Below are 17,545 nucleotides of genomic sequence, written 5' to 3'. Positions count from 1 at the left end.
CGTGATGCTATCCCTGCCACCAAGGGCGCAGCGGTAAGCCGGACTCGCCGTTCGGGCCCAGCTTCACGCCGAGCACCTGGTGTAGCTGAACCACGTTGCGCTGGAAGCCGAGTCGGCAGCCTGCCATGTACAGACCCCACACCTTGGCGGTGCCTTCGCCGACTTCCTCGACGCACGCATCCCAGTTGGCAACCAGGTTCTTACACCATTCATGCAGGGTGAGCGCGTAGTGCTCGCGGAGGTTCTCCTCGTGCACCACCTCGAGCCCGACGTTCTGGATCTCGGAAATGATGCGGCCGGAACCGATCAGCTCGCCGTCCGGGAACACATAGCGGTCGATGAAGTCGCCCGCCTTGGTGCTGCGTAGGTTGTCGGGGCGGGTGATGCAGTGGTTCAGGAACAGGCCACCGTCACGCAGCTTGCCCTGGATGTATTCGAAGTAGAACGGGTAGTTGTGCACGCCGATGTGTTCGGTCAACCCGATCGAGGACACGGCGTCGAAGCCGACCTCGGGGATATCGCGGTAGTCGGAGTGGCGAACCTCGGCCAGCTCGGACAGACCATCCTCGGCGATCCTCTGCTGTGCCCACTCGGCCTGCTCGGCCGAGAGCGTCGCGCCGATGACCTTGACGCCGCGCTTGGCCGCGTAGCGGACCATGCCGCCCCAGCCACAGCCGATGTCGAGCAGCCGGTCGCCTGCCTTCAGGCGCAGCTTGTCGAACACCAGGCGGTACTTATTCTCCTGCGCCTGCTCCAGCGTCCACTGCTCGTCGTCGTAGACCGCGCAGGTGTAGGTCATCGACGGGCCGAGGACGTACTCGTAAAAGGTGTTCGAGACGTCGTAGTGGTGGTGGATGGCCTCGGCGTCGCGAGTCTTGGAGTGGCGCAGGCCCTCCAGCGCGATCCGACGCCAGCGCGGCAGGGTCTCCTGCGGCGGCGGCGCGATCGGGCGCAGCCGCTCCCAGCCGAGCGATCGGGCGATGGTCACCAGGGCCAGCGCCGAGGGACGATGGAATTTCAGCGCTTCCATCGCTTTGAGGATCTCGTACGGATCGCCGGGATGCACGCCGATGGCGGTCATGTCGCCGGAGATGTAGGCGCGGGCCATACCGAGATCGCCGGGGGCGGTCGCCAGGTAATTGATGCCGCGCGGGGTCTTCACTTCAAGAGCGAACTCCGAGTCCTCCGGGCCGGTCGCACTGCCGTCGTAGGCGGTGAAGCGGATCGGGATGTCGCCGTCGAGCAGCGTTTCGAAAACCTCGGCAATGCTGAGCTTGGTTCCGAGATCGGCGAAGACATCGGAACGGTCCTTGAATGTAGTCATTTGCGTTGCACCGCCTTCGAGTACAGGTCCAGCAGCCGCTGGTCCGGGTCGTAGCGCTTCTTCAATTCGGTGTACATCTCGCCGCCGTACAGGGCCGCGAATTCATCTTTGCCGTAGTACGAATCCGAGTACAGGGACTTATGGCCGTCGAACTCGGTGACCGTCTGTTCGATGGCGCGGTTGGCCGCACCCTCGGGCTGACCCGCGATGGTCGGAACGGCCGACCAGAATCCGACGTTCACATAGGTGCGGTTCGGCTCCAGCGGGTACAGCGGCCACGGTCGCCCGGCCCTGGCCTCCTCGCCGGTATCACGCAGCCGCAGCGGGCACAACCAGAGCGGCTCGATCGGGATCTCGCGCAGGAACCACTCGACGAAGTCGGCGGTCCGCTCGACCGGCACCTCGATATCCTGCACGACGCGCTCGCGCGGCAGGTTGCCCTGGCGGGCCTCCATCCGGTCGCCGATGTGGTAACGGTGGTCGAGCGCGATGAGCTTCCAATAGAAGCTGCTGCGCCGGTAGCGCTTCGGCCAGAACCTGCGGTACTTCGGGTTCTGCGCGCCGAACGCGCGGGAGCACCAGAACCAGTCGGTGTCCCAGCGCCACAGGTAGTCGTGGATGGTCAGCCGGTCATGCTTCGGCTCGGCGGAATCGTGCTGGATGGACCGGTAGTAGATGTCCATATCGGTGTAGTCGCTGACCGGGCCCGGCTCGTCGGTCTGCCTGCCGAGGGTCAGGTAGCTCTCCTCGGCGGTGAACACGACACCGTCGAGGTAGTCGACGCGTTCGCCGTCGTAAGTCTTCGCGGTGACGATCTCGGCCAGCGTGGCTTCCAGCTCACGCAGGTCGTGGAAGCGCAGGTGCCGCAGCGCCACGTACGGCTGGACGGTCTCGAGCTCGATCTTCAGACGGACGGTGTAGCCGAGCGTGCCGTAGGAGTTCGGAAAGCCGCGGAACAGCGCCGCATTCTCGCCGTTCGGTGTCGCGGTGACGATCTCGCCCGCGCCGGTCAGCACGTCCATTTCCAGCACCGACTCGTGCGGCAGGCCGTTGCGGAACGAGGTGGACTCGATGCCGAGGCCGGTGACCGCGCCGCCGAGGGTGATCGTCTTGAGCTGCGGAACCACCAGCGGCGCCAGCCCATACGGCAGGGTGGCGGCGACCAGATTCTCGTAGGTGGTCATCCCGGCCACGTCGGCGGTCTTCGCGACGGGGTCCACCGCGATCACCTTGGCCAAGCCGGAAACGTCGAGGCCGGGCGCGGGGTTCTTGGCTCTGGCCCGAAACAGATTCGATGTCTTCTTCGCCAGCCTGACGTTCGCGGCGTCGGGTATCGCGCGGTAACTCGCCAGTAGGCGGTCGACTCCCGCACGATGCGCGGCGAACCCTGATTCGTGTGCGGCCGATGCGTGTCCGGCCTTCCCCAACAGACTCACTGCCACCCCTCGACGCTAGTACGCACCTCAATGCTCAGCCACCGTGAGGCCGCTGACGAGGGATAAATGTCACGCATCTGTTGCATCGGGAATACCGGGGCTCTGCCGACAGTGGCGGGTACCCTCCCGGTGCACCTGGCGGGAGCCTAGCAGTGCTGCAGGTGCGGCGCAGCCGAACCTGAACGGCGCGCGGGGAGCGGGACAGGGCAGGATGGGGTGGGCACCACTTGCGACTGCTTTGCAGGTCGCTCGAAATACGCCGCATCCGGACAAGGGAGCTCATTGTGGGACAGGTCAGCGCCAGCAGTTCGATCGCCGTCTCGGCGGATCCGCAGCGTGTGCTCGAGGCCATTGCGGACTACGAGACGGTGCGTCCCCGCATCCTCTCTCCGCACTACAGCGACTACAAGGTCATCGAGGGCGGCAAGGGTGCCGGCACCGTGGCCGAGTGGACGCTGAAGGCCACCGAGAAGCGCACCCGCAACGTACATGCCGTTGTCTCGGTGTCGGATTCGATGGTGACCGAGCGTGATTCGAACTCGACGATGGTGAACACCTGGACAGTGACCCCCGACGGTTCGGGTTCGCAGGTCACGCTGCGCACGTCGTGGAAGGGTGCGGGCGGCGTCGCCGGCATCTTCGAAGGAATCTTCGCGCCGTTGGGCCTGAAGAAGATTCAGGCCGAGGTGCTGGGCAACCTGCAGCGCGAACTGGCCTGACAGACACCGAGGGCCCCGGCGAAAAGCCGGGGCTCCGGTGTCGGGTCGTGGATTACGCCGCGCCGATATCGAAGAGGTTGCCCTCCGGGTCGGCCAGCGTCGCCCACTTCGCGCCGAACTCGTCGAAGTCGCCGATGTGCTTGGCGCCGAGGCTGATTGCCCGATCGATCTGCTCGCGCCAGTCGGCGGCGTGGAAGTCGAGATGGATCACGTTCTTGCCGGGCGTCTTGTCCGGCACCTGAATGAACATCAGGATCGGCGACAGACCGGAGCCGCTGCCCACCGTGGCGAACTGGACGCTCGCCTCCGGATCCACCGGCTTGTCCAGCAGTTCGGACCAGAAGCCCGCAAGGGCGGCGGCGTCGTGACAGTCGAATGTGACGTGTCCGAGTGCGAGTGTCATCGAGATTCTCCTATTCAGAGCAGGCCGATGGGCCAGCAGACTTCGGTTCGGTAGGCACGGGGATCGTCGATATCGCCGGGGCCGAGCACATACAGCTCACGGACGGGTTCGACCAGCGCACTGTCGTTTTCGGCGACATGGCTGCCGAGCGCGCCGTAGGTGCGATCGAAATCGTCGAACGATCCGTTGTGCACGGCGACCGCGAATCGGCGGGCCGGTAGTTCGATGAGCGCGAGTTCCTCCGGCAGGTCTATCCGGGTGCCCACGGGGACCGGGACGAAGGCGACGACCTCGCCCTCTTCGTCGGCGAAGAACTCCATCGAGTAGGTGGCGCCCGCGATACCGGCCGGCGCCACCTTCGCGGCCTCGAGCGTCTCGTATAGCAGCGAGAATGCCGACTCGCACCACGGGCCGATTGCCGCCCTGGTGACCGTGTCGACGAACGCGATGACCGGCACCGCCGGAATCGAACGGTATTCGACGGCGATCGGCGCGGCGGGTGTGAGCAGCGATCGCAACGAGGCGACCACGTCTCTCGTGCGCTGCAGTTCCGCTTCCATTCGTGCCAGGTGCGCACGCAGGGCGGCGTTTCTGGCGCCCTCGTCCGGGGCGGCCAGTAGGCCCTTGATCTCGGGTAGCGGCATATCCAATTCGCGCAGTCGCCGGATCAAATGGGCCTGCGCGACCTGATCGGTCGAGTACCTCCGGTACCCGGACCCAGGATCGACCGCGACGGGCTCGAGCAGCTCGATGTCGTGGTAGTACCGGAGCGTCTTCACGCTGAAATAGGTCAGCCTGGCGAACTCCCCGATGGAGACGGTCGCTGTCATGCCTCTCAGCGAACACCCTCCAGTGAGGGGAGAGTCAAGCGACCCAGTCCGGCTTACGGTGTCGCGATAGCGAAGGTCAGCAGCAGTGTGGTCTGGAGGGCGCCGCGCCACCAGGAGTAGCCGAACCAGACGCCGGGGGTGACCTCACGGATCTCGTCGTAGACGGGTGGTGTCGGGGATGGGGTGTAGTTGAGGGCCCAGGTCGGCATTCCGTCGGTGATGGCGGGGGCGCTGTACACATCGGCGCGCCAGCCCTCGATGCCTGCACCCGTAATTCTGTTCATCAGGTAGCCGCCGTCGGGGCCGGTGTAGAAGGTCTTGCCGATCCAGAACGTGCGGGCGATCGACTGCACGGCAGGTGGTCTGATCACCCAGCCGTCCTTCACACCCATCGGGGCCTCGCCCTGCGTCGCGTCACGGAAGATGGCGTCTTGCTGCGCGGGCCCGCAGCGCGACCGCAGCGAGTCGATGGTCGCGGCGCGGTTGTCGGGATAGAGGACGCAGCCACCGCCGTAGTCTGCCGCCGCCGCGACGTCGGAGTCCGCTGTGACGCCGGAGTCCGCCGAGGCTGCGGGGGAGTCGAACCCGAGGAAGAGACTCGGAAAGCCCAGGGAAAATGTCAGGGCGCTCAGCAGGACTACTCGGCTTGTGCTCACAGCTGTCTCCAGAAACTCACCGCGTCAGGTCTCCGCCGCAGTTCGAGGGTAAGGCGGAGCTGCCGGTTGGATCGGGGATCGCCGATAGGAGTGTCCAACTCGAGATCTGTATGAACTCGAAAATTGTTCGCCGGGGCCCGGGTTCAACGTCGCGGGCGACGGTTACGGCGTCGCGAGGGCGAAGCTCAGCATCATCCTCGGTGAGGCGGATTCGCGCCACCACGAGTAACCGAACCAGACGCCCGGTGTGATCTCCCGGATCTCGTCGTAGACCTGCGGCGTCGGGGAAGGGGCATAGTTCAGCGCCCAGGTCGGCCCGCCGTCCAGGATCGCGGGGGCGCTGTACACATCGGCGCGCCAGCCCTCGATGCCCGCACCCGTAATTCTGTTCATCAGGTAGCCGCCGTCGGAGCTGGTGTAGAAGGTCTTACCGATCCAGACGGCAGGGGTCCAGGACCGCATGTCCACCGGGCGGATGACCCAGCCGTTCTTCGCACCCATCGGAACCGCGCCGCGTGGCGCGTCATTGAAGATCGCATCCTGCTGATCGGCGGAGCAGCGAAATCGCAGCGAATCTATTGTCGCTGCGCGATTGCCCGGATCGAGCAGGCACCCTCCGCCATAGTCGGATACACCTCCGACTCCGGAGTCCGCCGTTGCCGAAGAAACAGCGAATACGCTGGAAAATCCCAGGGAAAGCGAGAGGATGCTCAGAATGAGTGCTCGGTTTGTGCTCATGCTGCCTCCAGACTTGTCACACCGGTCTCTGGCCGCCTCGATCGTAGGCCGACAACCCTCGCGACTGACCTTTGGCAACCAATCCGTTACCTGACTCCAGGCGGGCGAACGCGGGACGGCGAAAGACGAGCACCATGCCGATCCGGGGCACGATCGATCCGGGGCTACGCTGGACGGCGACACTTCCGCAGAGAGGACAAGCCGTGCAGCCCGGTGGTCAGTTCGACATGCAGCAGTTACTCGCTCAGGCGCAGCAGATGCAGCAGGCGGTGATGGAGGCCCAGGCCGAGATAGCGGCGACCGAAGTGGAGGGTCAAGCCGGCGGTGGACTGGTCAAGGTGACGATCAAAGCCTCCGGCGAGGTGATTTCGCTGACCATCGATCCGAAGATCGTCGACCCCGACGATATCGAGGGACTGCAGGACCTGGTGATCGGTGCGGTCAACGCCGCGATGGCCAATGCGCAGCAGATGGCGTCCGAGCGGCTCGGTCCGCTGGCGGGTGGCGGCTCGCTGCCCGGTCTGCCGGACTTCTGATCCGGGGACGTAGCAGTTGTACGAGGGTCCGGTTCAGGATCTGATCGATGAGCTCGGCAAACTGCCCGGCATCGGTCCGAAGAGCGCGCAGCGCATAGCCTTTCACTTTTTGCAGGTGGAGCCGCCGGAGATCGACCGGTTGCAGGCCGCGTTGCAGAAGGTGCGCGACGGCGTGCAGTTCTGCGTGGTCTGTGGCACGGTCTCCGATAACGAAATGTGCCGCATCTGCGCCGACCCGCGCCGTGACCGCACCATGATCTGCGTGGTCGAGGAGCCGAAGGACGTGCAGGCCATCGAGCGCACCCGCGAGTTCCGCGGCCGCTACCACGTGCTCGGCGGTGCGCTCGATCCGCTCAGTGGCATCGGTCCGGACCAGCTGCGGATTCGAGAACTGTTGGCGCGCATCGGAAATCAGGAAGACGGCATCGACGTCACCGAGGTGATCATCGCGACCGACCCGAACACCGAGGGCGAAGCGACGGCCACCTACCTCGTGCGGATGCTGCGCGATTTCCCCGGACTCAGCGTGACCCGCCTGGCCTCCGGGCTGCCGATGGGCGGCGATCTGGAGTTCGCGGACGAGCTGACGCTGGGTCGCGCGCTGTCGGGGCGTCGCGCGCTGTAGTTCGAGCCGTGCTTCGAAGGGGTTGCGCTTCGCCGGACGCGGGTTACTGTGTCGGGGATGAGCATCGAGTTTCTGCTGACCACGCTCGTCATCGTTGCCACACCCGGTACCGGCGTGCTTTTCACGCTGGCTGCCGGGCTATCACGTGGTGCACGGGCCAGCGCGATCGCGGCCTTCGGCTGCACGCTCGGCATCGTCCCGCACATGATCGCGGCGGTGACCGGTCTGGCCGCACTGCTCAACGCGAGCGCGGTCGCCTTCCAGACGTTGAAGTACCTCGGCGTCGCCTACCTGCTGTATATGGCATGGAACACCTTCCGTGACAAGGGGGCTCTCGCCGTACCGGAGGATGCGCCCGCCGGGCGCACCGCGCCGTCGGCCCGCCAGGTGATCACGGCGGCGGTGCTGCTCAATATCCTCAACCCGAAGCTGACGATCTTCTTCTTCGCCTTCTTGCCCCAGTTCGTGCCGACCGGTGCGCCGAATGCGTTGGCGCGCATGCTCGAACTGAGCGCGATCTTCATGCTCGCCACGTTCGTCGTGTTCGCCGTGTACGGCGCCTGCGCCGCGGCCGTGCGCAACCACGTCATCTCCCGCCCGATCGTGGTCACCTGGATGCGGCGCGCCTTCGGCGCGTCCTTCATCGCGCTTGCGGGTCGTCTCGCCGTCCAAAATCAGTGAGCCGCCGGCGCTGTGCCGGAATGCGTATTCGGATCAGAGCTCGACTCGGGTCCAGGGGAGTGTCTGCAGCCGGGTGCGGTCGTCGGTGGCCCACTCCCAGATCAGGGCCGCGACCGCCGAGGCGTCGCTGAGTGTGGTGCCGAAGTGCTTGTTGGGAGCGCCATCTCGGTACTCCACGGTGAATATCCCCGATTCGGCGCGGTAGGTCTGCATGTAGACCTGGTCGGCGCGCTCGACGATCAGATAGGGGTTCGGCGGGGCGAGCTCGGAAACCCACAGCTGCGCGAGTGCCTCGGTGAGATAGGGGAATTCGCCAGCGCCGCCGTGCGTGACCGTGGCAGGAACGCTCCCGGCCGGATCGATCAGCCAGGCGAGCTGGGGGTCGTAGATCGCGTAGTTCAGCGGTGTCGCGAGCGCGAACAGCAGCTGGCGGACATATCCGATCGCGTCATAGGGGCAAGGCACGTGCAGTACCGCGCCGGTTGCCGCGCCACCGACCGAATCCGCCCCGAGGAAATGGTCTTCCTCGGGTAATTCGGCATTGCGTTTGTTCAGTTCCGCCGCCAGCATCGCGACCACGTCCGTCTCGGCCAGCCCCTGCTGGGTGGACAGGTAGGTGTCCACTTCCGCGAGCGTCGAAGCGGCACCGGATGGCAACAAGACGAGGTCGTAGTTCACCCGGCCAGGGTACGGGGGCGAGGATCGCGGGCCACCCACGCGTTCAGGCGGAGCGTGTGGCGTCGATGGCCGGTGCCGCGCACGCGCAACCACCCGCGACATCGGCACAGTCGACAACGAAGGTGTGGCGGGCGTGGTCTGGATCGATGCAGTTTTCATCAGTGCATTCGGCGATCCGGCTCAGGTGGACGATGAGGGTGCCGTGGCAGTGGTCGACGGCGGTTTCGCAGGATCGACACGTGAGTGCGCGCATGTGACCTCCAGACGAGATCGGTTCGTAATTCGGTCATAGCACCCATGTGAGTCGGGCGGTGGGAGGTCGGCTGCGTGTCGCGCTGCGGCATCGAGAACGCGACTGTCCGGACACTGGCGATCCATGTCCCTCCGCGTGCGCGGCGTGGTGTGGTGAACTTGCTGCATGGGCATCAAGGTGTCACTCGAACACCGGACCACCTACAGCTTCGACCGTCTCGTGGAGATTCATCCCCACGTGGTGCGGCTGCGGCCCGCGCCGCATTCCAGGACCAGAATCGACGCCTACTCGATGCGGGTGACGCCCGCCGACCACTTCCGCAACTGGCAGCAGGACGCGTTCGGCAATTTCCTTGCCCGGCTGGTTTTTCCGAATCCGGCCCGCGAGTTGTCCATCACCGTCGGGCTGATCGCCGACCTCGAGGTCATCAACCCGTTCGACTTCTTCATCGAGGACTATGCCGAGCACTTTCCGTTCGGCTACCACAGGGAACTGATCGCGGATCTGGAGCCGTATCTGCGGCCGGTGGACGAATCGGGACCGGGCTCGGGGCCAGGCGAGTTGGTTCGCGACTGGGTGCGCACCCATGCGCCGAGCGATCAGCCGCGCACCATCGACTTCCTGGTCGCGATCAATCAGGCGTTGCGTCAGGATGTCGGCTACACGATCCGGATGGAACCCGGGGTGCAGTCGCCCGACCACACGTTGCGCAGCGCGATCGGGTCGTGCCGCGATTCGGCCTGGCTGCTGGTGTCCGTCCTGCGCGAACTCGGCTTGGCCGCTCGGTTCGTCTCGGGGTATCTGGTGCAGTTGGCCCAGGACGTTCCCGCACTCGACGGACCGTCGGGTCCGCCCGCCGATTTCACCGATCTGCACGCGTGGACGGAGGCGTATCTGCCCGGTGCCGGCTGGGTCGGGCTGGATCCCACCTCGGGTCTGTTCGCGGGCGAGGGGCATATTCCGCTGGCCGCGACACCGCATCCGACCTCGTCGGCCGCGATCACCGGTGCGACCGGACCGACCGAGGCGACCATGGACTTCGCCAACACCGTCCGGCGGGTCCATGAAGACCCGCGAGTCACGTTGCCCTACACCGGGTCCCAGTGGGAGCGGATCACCGCGGCCGGTGCTGCGGTCGACGCGCGGATGGCCGCCGAACAGGTCGGTCTGACCATCGGCGGCGAGCCGACCTTCGTCTCGATCGATGACCAGACCAGCCCGGAATGGACGACCGAGGCCGACGGCACGCACAAGCGCGAACGCGCAATCGATCTGGCCGACCGGCTGCGCCGGATCTACGCCCCGACCGGTCTCGTCCAGTATCGGCAGGGCAAGTGGTACCCGGGAGAACCGTTGCCGCGCTGGGAGATCGCCGTCGCCTGGCGCGCCGACGACGAGCCGGTGTGGACCCGGCCCGATCTGCTCATCGACCCGTGGTCGGCACCGCGGCACATCGACCGGTCGCGGGAAGGCGTCGTGCTGAGCATTGAGCCGATGGCCGAACATGTGGCGCTGGAGGGCAATGCAGTGCGCGTGGTCGATACCTCGGTCGTGTTCGATGCGGGTTCGGGGGAGTCGGATGGGTGCGCGGGGAACAGGTCCGTTGACCGTGTGGCGGTTCGGCGCACGCCATTTCCCGCACCCGCCGACCCCGGCTCGGCGCGTGCGCTGATCGCTCATGTCGCCGCGAGTATCGGTCTGCCGGATACGCAGGTCCGGCCGGCCTTCGAGGATCCGCTTGCTCGGCTGGCGGGTGTGGTTCGTGCGCCGGTCGGTGACCCGGTGGCCTCCTTCGACGATCTCGAGCCGGATGAGGATTCGGCGCAGGCGCGCCGGGAGCTACTCGCGAAGCTCGATGCCGCGGTGACCGAACCCGCCGCATATGTGCTGCCGCTGTATCGCCGCGAGGACGGCTCCGGGTGGGCCAGCGGCGACTGGCGGTTGCGGCGGGGCGGGTCGCCGGAGCACCCCGAGGGTCGAATCGTGTTGTCCGACGGTGATTCTCCGGCCGGGCTGCGACTGCCGCTGGATTCCGTCTCCTGGCACACGCCGCGCACGCGTCCGGACCGTGACCCGCTGTTCGTCGGACCACTGCAGATCGCACGGGCCGAACCGCCCGCGGTGGTCGAAGACCCGGACTGGGAACCGACCACCGCACTGGTCGGCGAGGTGCGCAACGGCAGACTGCATGTTTTCCTGCCGCCGCTCGAGGAACTCGACGACTTCCTCGATCTGGTGCGACGTGTCGAGACCGCCGCCGCGGGGCTCGGTCCGTCCGGTCAGCCGGTGGTGCTGGAGGGTTACGCACCGCCGGTCGATGCCCGGCTGCGCACCTTGTCGGTGACTCCGGACCCCGGGGTGATCGAGGTGAACGTGCAGCCGACGGTCTCGTTCGCCGAGCAGTCCGAGCTGCTGTCGACGCTGTACGAGCAGGCCAGGCTGGCCAGGCTGAGCACGGAGTCGTTCGATGTCGACGGCAGCCACAGCGGCACCGGTGGCGGGAACCACATCACCCTCGGCGGCGTGACGCCCGCTCGCTCGCCACTGCTGCGCCGCCCCGACCTGCTGGTATCCATGCTCACCTACTGGCAGCGGCACCCGGCGTTGTCCTACCTGTTCGCGGGCCGGTTCGTCGGTCCCACCTCGCAAGCCCCGCGCGTGGACGAGGGTCGTGAGGACGCACTGTACGAGCTGGAGATCGCGTTCGCCGAAATAGCCCGGCTGAGCAAGGATTCCGTGTCCGAGGACGCCCCGCCCTGGTATGTCGATCGCGCACTGCGCCACCTGCTCACCGACCTGACCGGCAACACCCACCGCGCCGAGTTCTGCATCGATAAGCTCTACAGCCCCGAAACCGCAAGGGGCAGGCTCGGATTGGTGGAGTTGCGCGGCTTCGAGATGCCACCGCATTTCCAGATGGCGATGGTGCAGTCGCTGCTGGTGCGCGGCCTGGTTGCCCGGTTCTTGGCACAACCATTGCGGGCGAAGCTGATTCGACACGGCGCGAATCTGCACGGCCGCTACCTGCTTCCGCATTTCTTGATGGCCGACATCGCCGAGGTCGCCGCGGACCTGCGCGAGTACGGCATCGATTTCGACACCAGCTGGCTCGACCCGTTCACCGAATTCCGTTTCCCGCGCATCGGCACCGTCGTGCTCGGCGATGTCGAGATCGAACTGCGCGGCGCGATCGAACCGTGGCACACCCTCGGCGAGCAGACCTCTGCCACCGGCACTTCCCGTTACGTCGACTCCTCGGTGGAGCGGTTGCAGGTGCGAGTGGTCGGTGCCGATCGCGACCGCTACGTGGTGACCTGCAACGGCATGCCGGTACCGCTGCTTGCCACCGGCAAGGCCGATGTGCAGGTGGCCGGGGTGCGCTACCGGGCTTGGCAGCCGCCGAACTCACTGCATCCGTCGATCACCGTCGACGCGCCGCTGGTCTTCGACCTGATCGACGCCGAGACCGGGCTGTCGCGTGGCGGCTGCACCTATCATGTCGCGCACCCCGGTGGCATGGCCTTCGACGACCCGCCGGTGAACGCCGTTGCCGCGCAATCGCGCCGCAACCGTCGCTTCGAGGCGGCCGGGCACACCACAGCTCGGGTCGATCCGGGGCAACTACGTGCGAAGATGGCAGCACAGTCCACCGACATCGGTGCGCCGGGCATTCTCGACCTTCGTCGGGCCCGGACGGTGTGGGGACTGGTCAGCGATCGGTAGGTCGGATGTGCGTCCACCCGGCGTGCTACGGCAACCTCTGGCAGCGGAAGTGAGGTCGGCGCGGTGACAATGCGCGACGAAGCGCAGCGTGCGGAGGCCAAGGGGGATACTGCTCGACTGGAGCCGCCACACGACGACAACCAGCTCGACGTGCGCGAACAGATCGCCGAACAGTTCGCGCGCTACCGCGCGGAGGGTGTGGACAGCGCGGCATTCGACGAATGCGGCCGACCCATGAACGGCTACTACGACGAGCTCGTCGACGCCGACGGCCGAGTACGGCGCATGTGGTCGGAGCTCTCGGCCGACTTCGTCGAGCTCGGCACGACCGGGCTCGGCAGGCTCGACAGCCGGGTGCGCAGGCTGATCGACGACGACGGCATCTACTACACCGAGGTGATCTCGCCGCAGGACCCGGCGCTGCCGACACCGTGGCGGCTCGACCCCATTCCGCTGCTGGTCTCCGCGGATGACTGGACCCGGCTGGAGGCGGGCCTGGTGCAGCGCTCGCGAGTGCTCGACGAGGTGCTCACCGACATCTACGGCGCACGGCGCACCATCACCTCGGGCCTGCTGCCGCCCGAGGTGGTGTTCGGCAACAGTGGCTACGTTCGAGCCGCGCACGGCATCACGGTGCCTGGGCGGCATCAATTGTTCCTGCATGCCTGCGATATCAGCAGGTGGAGCGATGGTCAGTTCCGCGCTATCGCCGACTGGGCGCAGGCGCCGTCCGGCGCGGGCTACGCGCTGGCGGATCGCCGGGTGGTCTCCACCGCGATTCCGGAGGCGTTCGAGCATTCCAATCCGCGTCCACTCACCCCGTTCGCGCGGGCGATGCGGTTGATGCTGATCGAATCCGCCCCGACCGGCGAGGACGACCCCGTCGTCGTGGTGCTGAGTCCGGGTGTGCACTCCGAAACCGCCTTCGATCAGGCCTATCTCGCATCGACATTGGGCTTTCCCCTGGTCGAGAGCGCGGATCTGGTGGTGCGTGACGGTGCGCTGTGGATGCGCTCACTCGGCACATTGAAGCGAGTCGATGTGGTGTTGCGCCGCGTGGACGCCGAATTCTCCGATCCGCTCGACCTGCGCCCCGATTCCCGGCTCGGTGTGGTCGGCTTGGTGGAGGTGTTGCGCAGAGGCGCGGTGACCGTGGTGAACACGCTCGGCAGCGGCCTGCTGGAGAATCCCGCGTTGACCGGATTCCTGCCGCGGATCTCGCGGGCACTGCTCGGCGAAGAGTTGACGCTCGACAGTGCGCCGTCGTACTGGGGTGGTGACGACGCCGAGCGATCGCACCTGATCGCGAACCTGGATCGCCTCATCATTCGCTCGGCCGTCGACGGGTCCACCAAGTTCGGTCCCGAACTTTCCGCCGAGCAACGCGCGGAACTCGCGGCGCGGATCGAGGCCCGTGGCTGGCAATGGGTTGGCCAGGACCCGGCCCAGTTCTCGGTGGCGCCCGCGGTACAGGGCTACGGCGGTCTCGCCTCGGCGCCGGTCGGGATGCGGCTGTTCTCGCTGGCCAGGCGCGGCGGCTATACGGCGATGGCGGGCGGACTCGGTCAATTGCGCCAGCGCTTGCAGCCGGAGCGGGTGGTCATCAAGGTTGCCGCCAAAGACATTTGGGTTCGCGCCGCCCCCACCGCTGTCGCTGCCATCGCCACCGAGCCCGTTCACGAGGAACGCGAGCGCCGTGCCCCCGCCCTCGAAACTGTCAGCTCACCCCGCGTACTCAACGACCTCTTCTGGATGGGCCGCTACAGCGAACGAGCCGAATCGGTGGTGCGCCTGCTCATCGCGACCCACGACAAATACCAGGACTTCCGCTACCGCCCGTGGCTCGAAGGTGCGGACGCGGTGCCCGCCCTCATGTCTGCCCTGGCTCGGACCACGGGCACGCTTGCCCCGGACGACGGCTTCTCCGATGCCGAAGGGGCGGAATCGGATTCGACCGAAGAGCCGAAGGCAGCGAGCAGCTCTGCGGTGCAACAACAGTCGGCGTCATCGAGTCCGACGGTGAGTGCGGAGTCGGCGGCCGGCGGCCGGCCGGCGGTCGCAGGTGCCTCGCGAGAAGGGCACGATTACCTCGTGCGGCTCACCATCGATCGGAATACCCCGGGTTCGCTGGCCTTCGCGATCGACCGGTACGGGTCGGCGGCCCGGGCGGTACGTGATCAATTGTCCGCTGACACCTGGATGATTCTGAGTGCGGTCGATCGCGCGTTGGACGAGTACCGCGGCACCGGGGGAGATCAGGAGACCGCGCTGTCGGCGGTGCATTCATTGTCGCTCGCGGCATTGCTGTCGCTGTCGGGGATCGGCGCCGAATCGCTGGTGCGCGACACCGGTTGGTACGTCATGGATATCGGCAAGCGCATCGAACGCGGAATAGCGCTCACCGCGCTGTTGTCGGCGGCGTTGACCGAGACCTACCCGGCGGAGGCCGAGCGGATGGTGACCGAAGCGGTGCTGCGATCCACCGAGTCCTCGGTGAGTTACCGTCGGCGGCACCGGGATTCGGTGCGCGTCTCGGCGGTCGCCGGGCTGTTGTTGTTCGACGAGGCCAATCCGCGATCGCTGGCCTATCAGCTGGAGCAACTCGAGGTGGACTTCCAGGCGCTGCCCGCGACGTCCGGATCGTCGCGGCCACAACGGTTGCTTGCCGACGCGCAGCGGATGCTGCGCCGGGTCGACCCGGACGAGTTGGACGTCACCGATGCCGACGGTAAGCGGACCGAATTGGCGGAGCTCCTGGAGGGTGTGCATTTGCGGCTGCGGAAAATTTCCGAATCGTTCGAGACCACGAGATTGGCGCTGCCGGCGGGTATACAGCCGCTGTGGGGCAGCACACGGGTTGTCGGATGATCAGCGGCAATGGTTCCGCTCGTCGCTATCGAGTGGCGCATCGAACCACGTACTCGTACTCCGACGAGGTGACCAGTTCGTATGGGCGCGCGTATCTGACGCCACGGGAATACCCAGGGCAGCGACTGCTTTCGCATGAGATCGACATTGATCCGGTGCCGTCGGATCGGTCGATCGGGACCGATGTCTACGGCAACACCACCTCGTATTTCCATGTCACGGCCGAACATCGGGCTCTCGTGGTCACCGGCGCATCCGTGGTCGAGGTGGACAGGCCGGACCATACCGATATCGGCCCGGCCGCCGACCCATGGGAGAACGCCCGTCCGACTGCCACCAACGGACCGCTGGCGTTCGAGTTCACCCTGGACCTGCAACCGCCCGAGATCACCCCGGAGGTCACGGCGTACGCGGCCGAATCCCTGACTCCCGAAAGGCCGCTGCTGGAAGCGGTGCGAGAGTTGAACAGCCGCATCTACGCCGACTTCACCTACAAGTCGGGCTCCACGACCGTCTCCACCAAGGTCGCCGACGTGTTCGCCGCGCGGGCGGGTGTCTGTCAGGACTTCGCCAGGATCGGTGTCGCCTGCCTGCGCTCGCACGGCCTTGCCGCCCGATACGTATCGGGTTATCTCGCAACCGATCCGCCGCCGGGCAAGGAACGGATGGTCGGCGCCGATGCCACGCATGCCTGGTCGGCGGTGTGGGTGCCCGGTGACGCCGCATACGACCGGACCGGTCGCTGGATCGCCTTCGACCCCACCAACGATCAGCTCGCCGACGAGCGCTATGTCACTGTGGCGTGGGGCCGCGACTATGCCGACGTGCCACCGCTGCGCGGCATCATCTACACCGACGCCAAGGAGAGCTCCATTACCGTCTCGGTCGATGTCGCTCCGGTAGCGGGGTAGCGCCGTGCGCGATTTCACCTGCCCCAATTGTGGCCAGCAGCTGGCCTTCGAGAACTCGGTGTGCCTGTCCTGTTCCAGCCCACTGGGTTTCAGCCTCGCCGATCGCGCACTACTGGTGATATCGGCTGCCACCCCTGAGGAGTCGAACCGTCATCCGGCTGGTGCGGTGGATGGCCGCATCTTCCAACTGTGCGACAACCTGCATGTGGCGCAATGCAATTGGCTGGTGCAAGTCTCCGACAACCCGTCTGCTTCCGGCGACCAGGCCGGGGGTTCGCCCTCGCAGCAGGATTCGGCATCGCCGGGCGCGCCGCTTCGCCGCAGAGGTGGTCCTTTGCTCTGTGAGTCCTGTCGGCTGACCCGCATCCGTCCCAATGACGACGACGCGGCGGGACTGCAGGCCTTCGCCGAGGCCGAGGCGGCCAAGCGACGGTTGATCATGGAATTGGCGGAACTCGGACTGCCGATCGTCGGCCGCGACCAGAACCCGCACACCGGTCTGGCTTTCGACCTGCTGTCGAGCGCAACCGACAAGGTCACCACCGGACACAAGAACGGCGTGATCACGCTGGACCTCGCCGAGGCCAACGATCCGCATCGCGAGCAGCTGCGCATCGAAATGGACGAGCCGTACCGCACCCTGCTCGGTCACTTCCGTCACGAGATCGGCCACTATTATTTCGCTGTTCTCGTCGCTGATGACGATGCGCTGCAACGCTTCCGGAATCTCTTCGGCGACCCGTTCGCCGACTATCAGGCCGCGCTGGATCGCCACTACGTCGAGGGCGCCCCGCCCGGCTGGGACACCAGGTACGTCTCCTCCTACGCCACCATGCACGCCGCCGAAGACTGGGCCGAAACCTTCGCCCACTACCTGCACATCCGCGACACCCTCGACACCGCGGCGGCATTCGGCTTCGCGCCGGCGGGCGCTACCCTCGACCGCCCGCAAGTGGGCCGCGCGGGCTTCGACAAAATCATCGACCTCTGGCTGCCACTGGCCTGGGCCCTCAACCTGGTCAACCGCTCCATGGGACACCCCGACCTCTACCCCTTCGTCTTGCCCGACCCGGTTCTGGAGAAGATGCGCCTGGTCCACGAATTGTGTGGCGCCGCGGTCAGCTGACCGATCGGGTCCGGCCTTGGGGCGCCGCCAGTATTTTC

The 17,545-nt window shown here is 66.4% G+C and carries 15 protein-coding genes; 8 read left to right on the top strand and 7 right to left on the bottom strand.

What is annotated here, in order from left to right:
- Nucleotides 1–7: 7 nt before the first annotated feature.
- Together ACFQZZ_RS10930 and ACFQZZ_RS10925 are read right to left on the bottom strand one after the other, a co-directional pair.
- Nucleotides 8–1,324: a class I SAM-dependent methyltransferase gene (locus ACFQZZ_RS10930; protein ID WP_378677628.1), complete on the bottom strand. Its 1,317-nt coding sequence runs from the start codon at nt 1,322–1,324 to the stop codon at nt 8–10.
- Nucleotides 1,321–2,760: an FAD-binding oxidoreductase gene (locus ACFQZZ_RS10925; RefSeq protein WP_378678394.1), complete on the bottom strand. Its 1,440-nt coding sequence runs from the start codon at nt 2,758–2,760 to the stop codon at nt 1,321–1,323. Before ACFQZZ_RS10925 ends, ACFQZZ_RS10930 begins: the two co-directional genes overlap by 4 nt.
- A 284-nt stretch (nt 2,761–3,044) precedes the next feature.
- Here ACFQZZ_RS10925 and ACFQZZ_RS10920 point away from each other — a divergent pair, with 284 nt between their 5' ends.
- Entirely contained in the window at nt 3,045–3,479 is a 435-nt protein-coding gene (locus ACFQZZ_RS10920; RefSeq protein WP_378677625.1) for an SRPBCC family protein, read from the top strand.
- A gap of 52 nt (nt 3,480–3,531) precedes the next feature.
- On the opposite strand, the gene ACFQZZ_RS10915 is transcribed toward ACFQZZ_RS10920, so the two are convergent.
- From ACFQZZ_RS10915 to ACFQZZ_RS10900, 4 genes are all read right to left on the bottom strand, one after another.
- A complete protein-coding gene (locus tag ACFQZZ_RS10915; RefSeq protein WP_378677622.1) occupies nt 3,532–3,882 on the bottom strand; it encodes a VOC family protein in 351 nt (116 codons plus the stop codon).
- Nucleotides 3,883–3,896: 14 nt separating this feature from the next.
- Nucleotides 3,897–4,712, bottom strand: coding sequence for a MerR family transcriptional regulator (locus ACFQZZ_RS10910; protein WP_378677620.1), 816 nt, complete (start codon nt 4,710–4,712; stop codon nt 3,897–3,899).
- 53 nt (nt 4,713–4,765) lie between these two features.
- Nucleotides 4,766–5,368, bottom strand: coding sequence for a hypothetical protein (locus tag ACFQZZ_RS10905; protein WP_378677618.1), 603 nt, complete (start codon nt 5,366–5,368; stop codon nt 4,766–4,768).
- Nucleotides 5,369–5,530: 162 nt separating this feature from the next.
- A complete protein-coding gene (locus ACFQZZ_RS10900) occupies nt 5,531–6,106 on the bottom strand; it encodes a hypothetical protein (RefSeq protein ID WP_378677616.1) in 576 nt (191 codons plus the stop codon).
- Nucleotides 6,107–6,309: 203 nt separating this feature from the next.
- Between ACFQZZ_RS10900 and ACFQZZ_RS10895 the strand changes: the two genes are divergently transcribed.
- From ACFQZZ_RS10895 to ACFQZZ_RS10885, 3 genes are read left to right on the top strand one after another with little or no spacing between them, the layout of a single operon-like run.
- Nucleotides 6,310–6,642 carry a YbaB/EbfC family nucleoid-associated protein gene (locus ACFQZZ_RS10895; protein WP_378677613.1) on the top strand — a complete coding sequence of 111 codons (333 nt, stop codon included), beginning with the start codon at nt 6,310–6,312 and terminating at the stop codon, nt 6,640–6,642.
- 16 nt (nt 6,643–6,658) lie between these two features.
- A complete protein-coding gene (recR, locus tag ACFQZZ_RS10890; protein ID WP_328408274.1) occupies nt 6,659–7,267 on the top strand; it encodes a recombination mediator RecR in 609 nt (202 codons plus the stop codon).
- Between the two features lie 57 nt (nt 7,268–7,324).
- On the top strand, nt 7,325–7,948 hold the full coding sequence (locus tag ACFQZZ_RS10885; protein WP_378677611.1) for a LysE family translocator: 624 nt from the start codon (nt 7,325–7,327) through the stop codon (nt 7,946–7,948).
- 33 nt (nt 7,949–7,981) lie between these two features.
- Here ACFQZZ_RS10885 and ACFQZZ_RS10880 read toward each other — a convergent pair whose 3' ends face one another.
- Entirely contained in the window at nt 7,982–8,626 is a 645-nt protein-coding gene (locus ACFQZZ_RS10880; protein ID WP_378677608.1) for a hypothetical protein, read from the bottom strand.
- Nucleotides 8,627–9,044: 418 nt separating this feature from the next.
- On the opposite strand from ACFQZZ_RS10880, the gene ACFQZZ_RS10875 reads away from it, so the two are divergent.
- The 4 genes from ACFQZZ_RS10875 (at nt 9,045) to ACFQZZ_RS10860 (ending at nt 17,507) form a co-directional block, all read left to right on the top strand.
- Nucleotides 9,045–12,602: a DUF2126 domain-containing protein gene (locus ACFQZZ_RS10875; protein ID WP_378677606.1), complete on the top strand. Its 3,558-nt coding sequence runs from the start codon at nt 9,045–9,047 to the stop codon at nt 12,600–12,602.
- 69 nt (nt 12,603–12,671) lie between these two features.
- A complete protein-coding gene (locus tag ACFQZZ_RS10870; protein ID WP_378678392.1) occupies nt 12,672–15,470 on the top strand; it encodes a circularly permuted type 2 ATP-grasp protein in 2,799 nt (932 codons plus the stop codon).
- Nucleotides 15,467–16,381: a transglutaminase N-terminal domain-containing protein gene (locus tag ACFQZZ_RS10865; RefSeq protein ID WP_378677603.1), complete on the top strand. Its 915-nt coding sequence runs from the start codon at nt 15,467–15,469 to the stop codon at nt 16,379–16,381. The genes ACFQZZ_RS10870 and ACFQZZ_RS10865 overlap by 4 nt, the downstream gene beginning before the upstream one ends.
- A 4-nt stretch (nt 16,382–16,385) precedes the next feature.
- Nucleotides 16,386–17,507 carry a putative zinc-binding metallopeptidase gene (locus ACFQZZ_RS10860; protein ID WP_378677600.1) on the top strand — a complete coding sequence of 374 codons (1,122 nt, stop codon included), beginning with the start codon at nt 16,386–16,388 and terminating at the stop codon, nt 17,505–17,507.
- Nucleotides 17,508–17,545 lie beyond the last annotated feature (38 nt).

Origin of the sequence: Nocardia sp. GCM10030253 (assembly GCF_042675075.1) — a bacterium.
GTDB lineage: Bacteria > Actinomycetota > Actinomycetes > Mycobacteriales > Mycobacteriaceae > Nocardia.
Note: the sequence above shows the minus strand (reverse complement) of the source record. Positions and strands in the feature narration are given on the sequence as shown.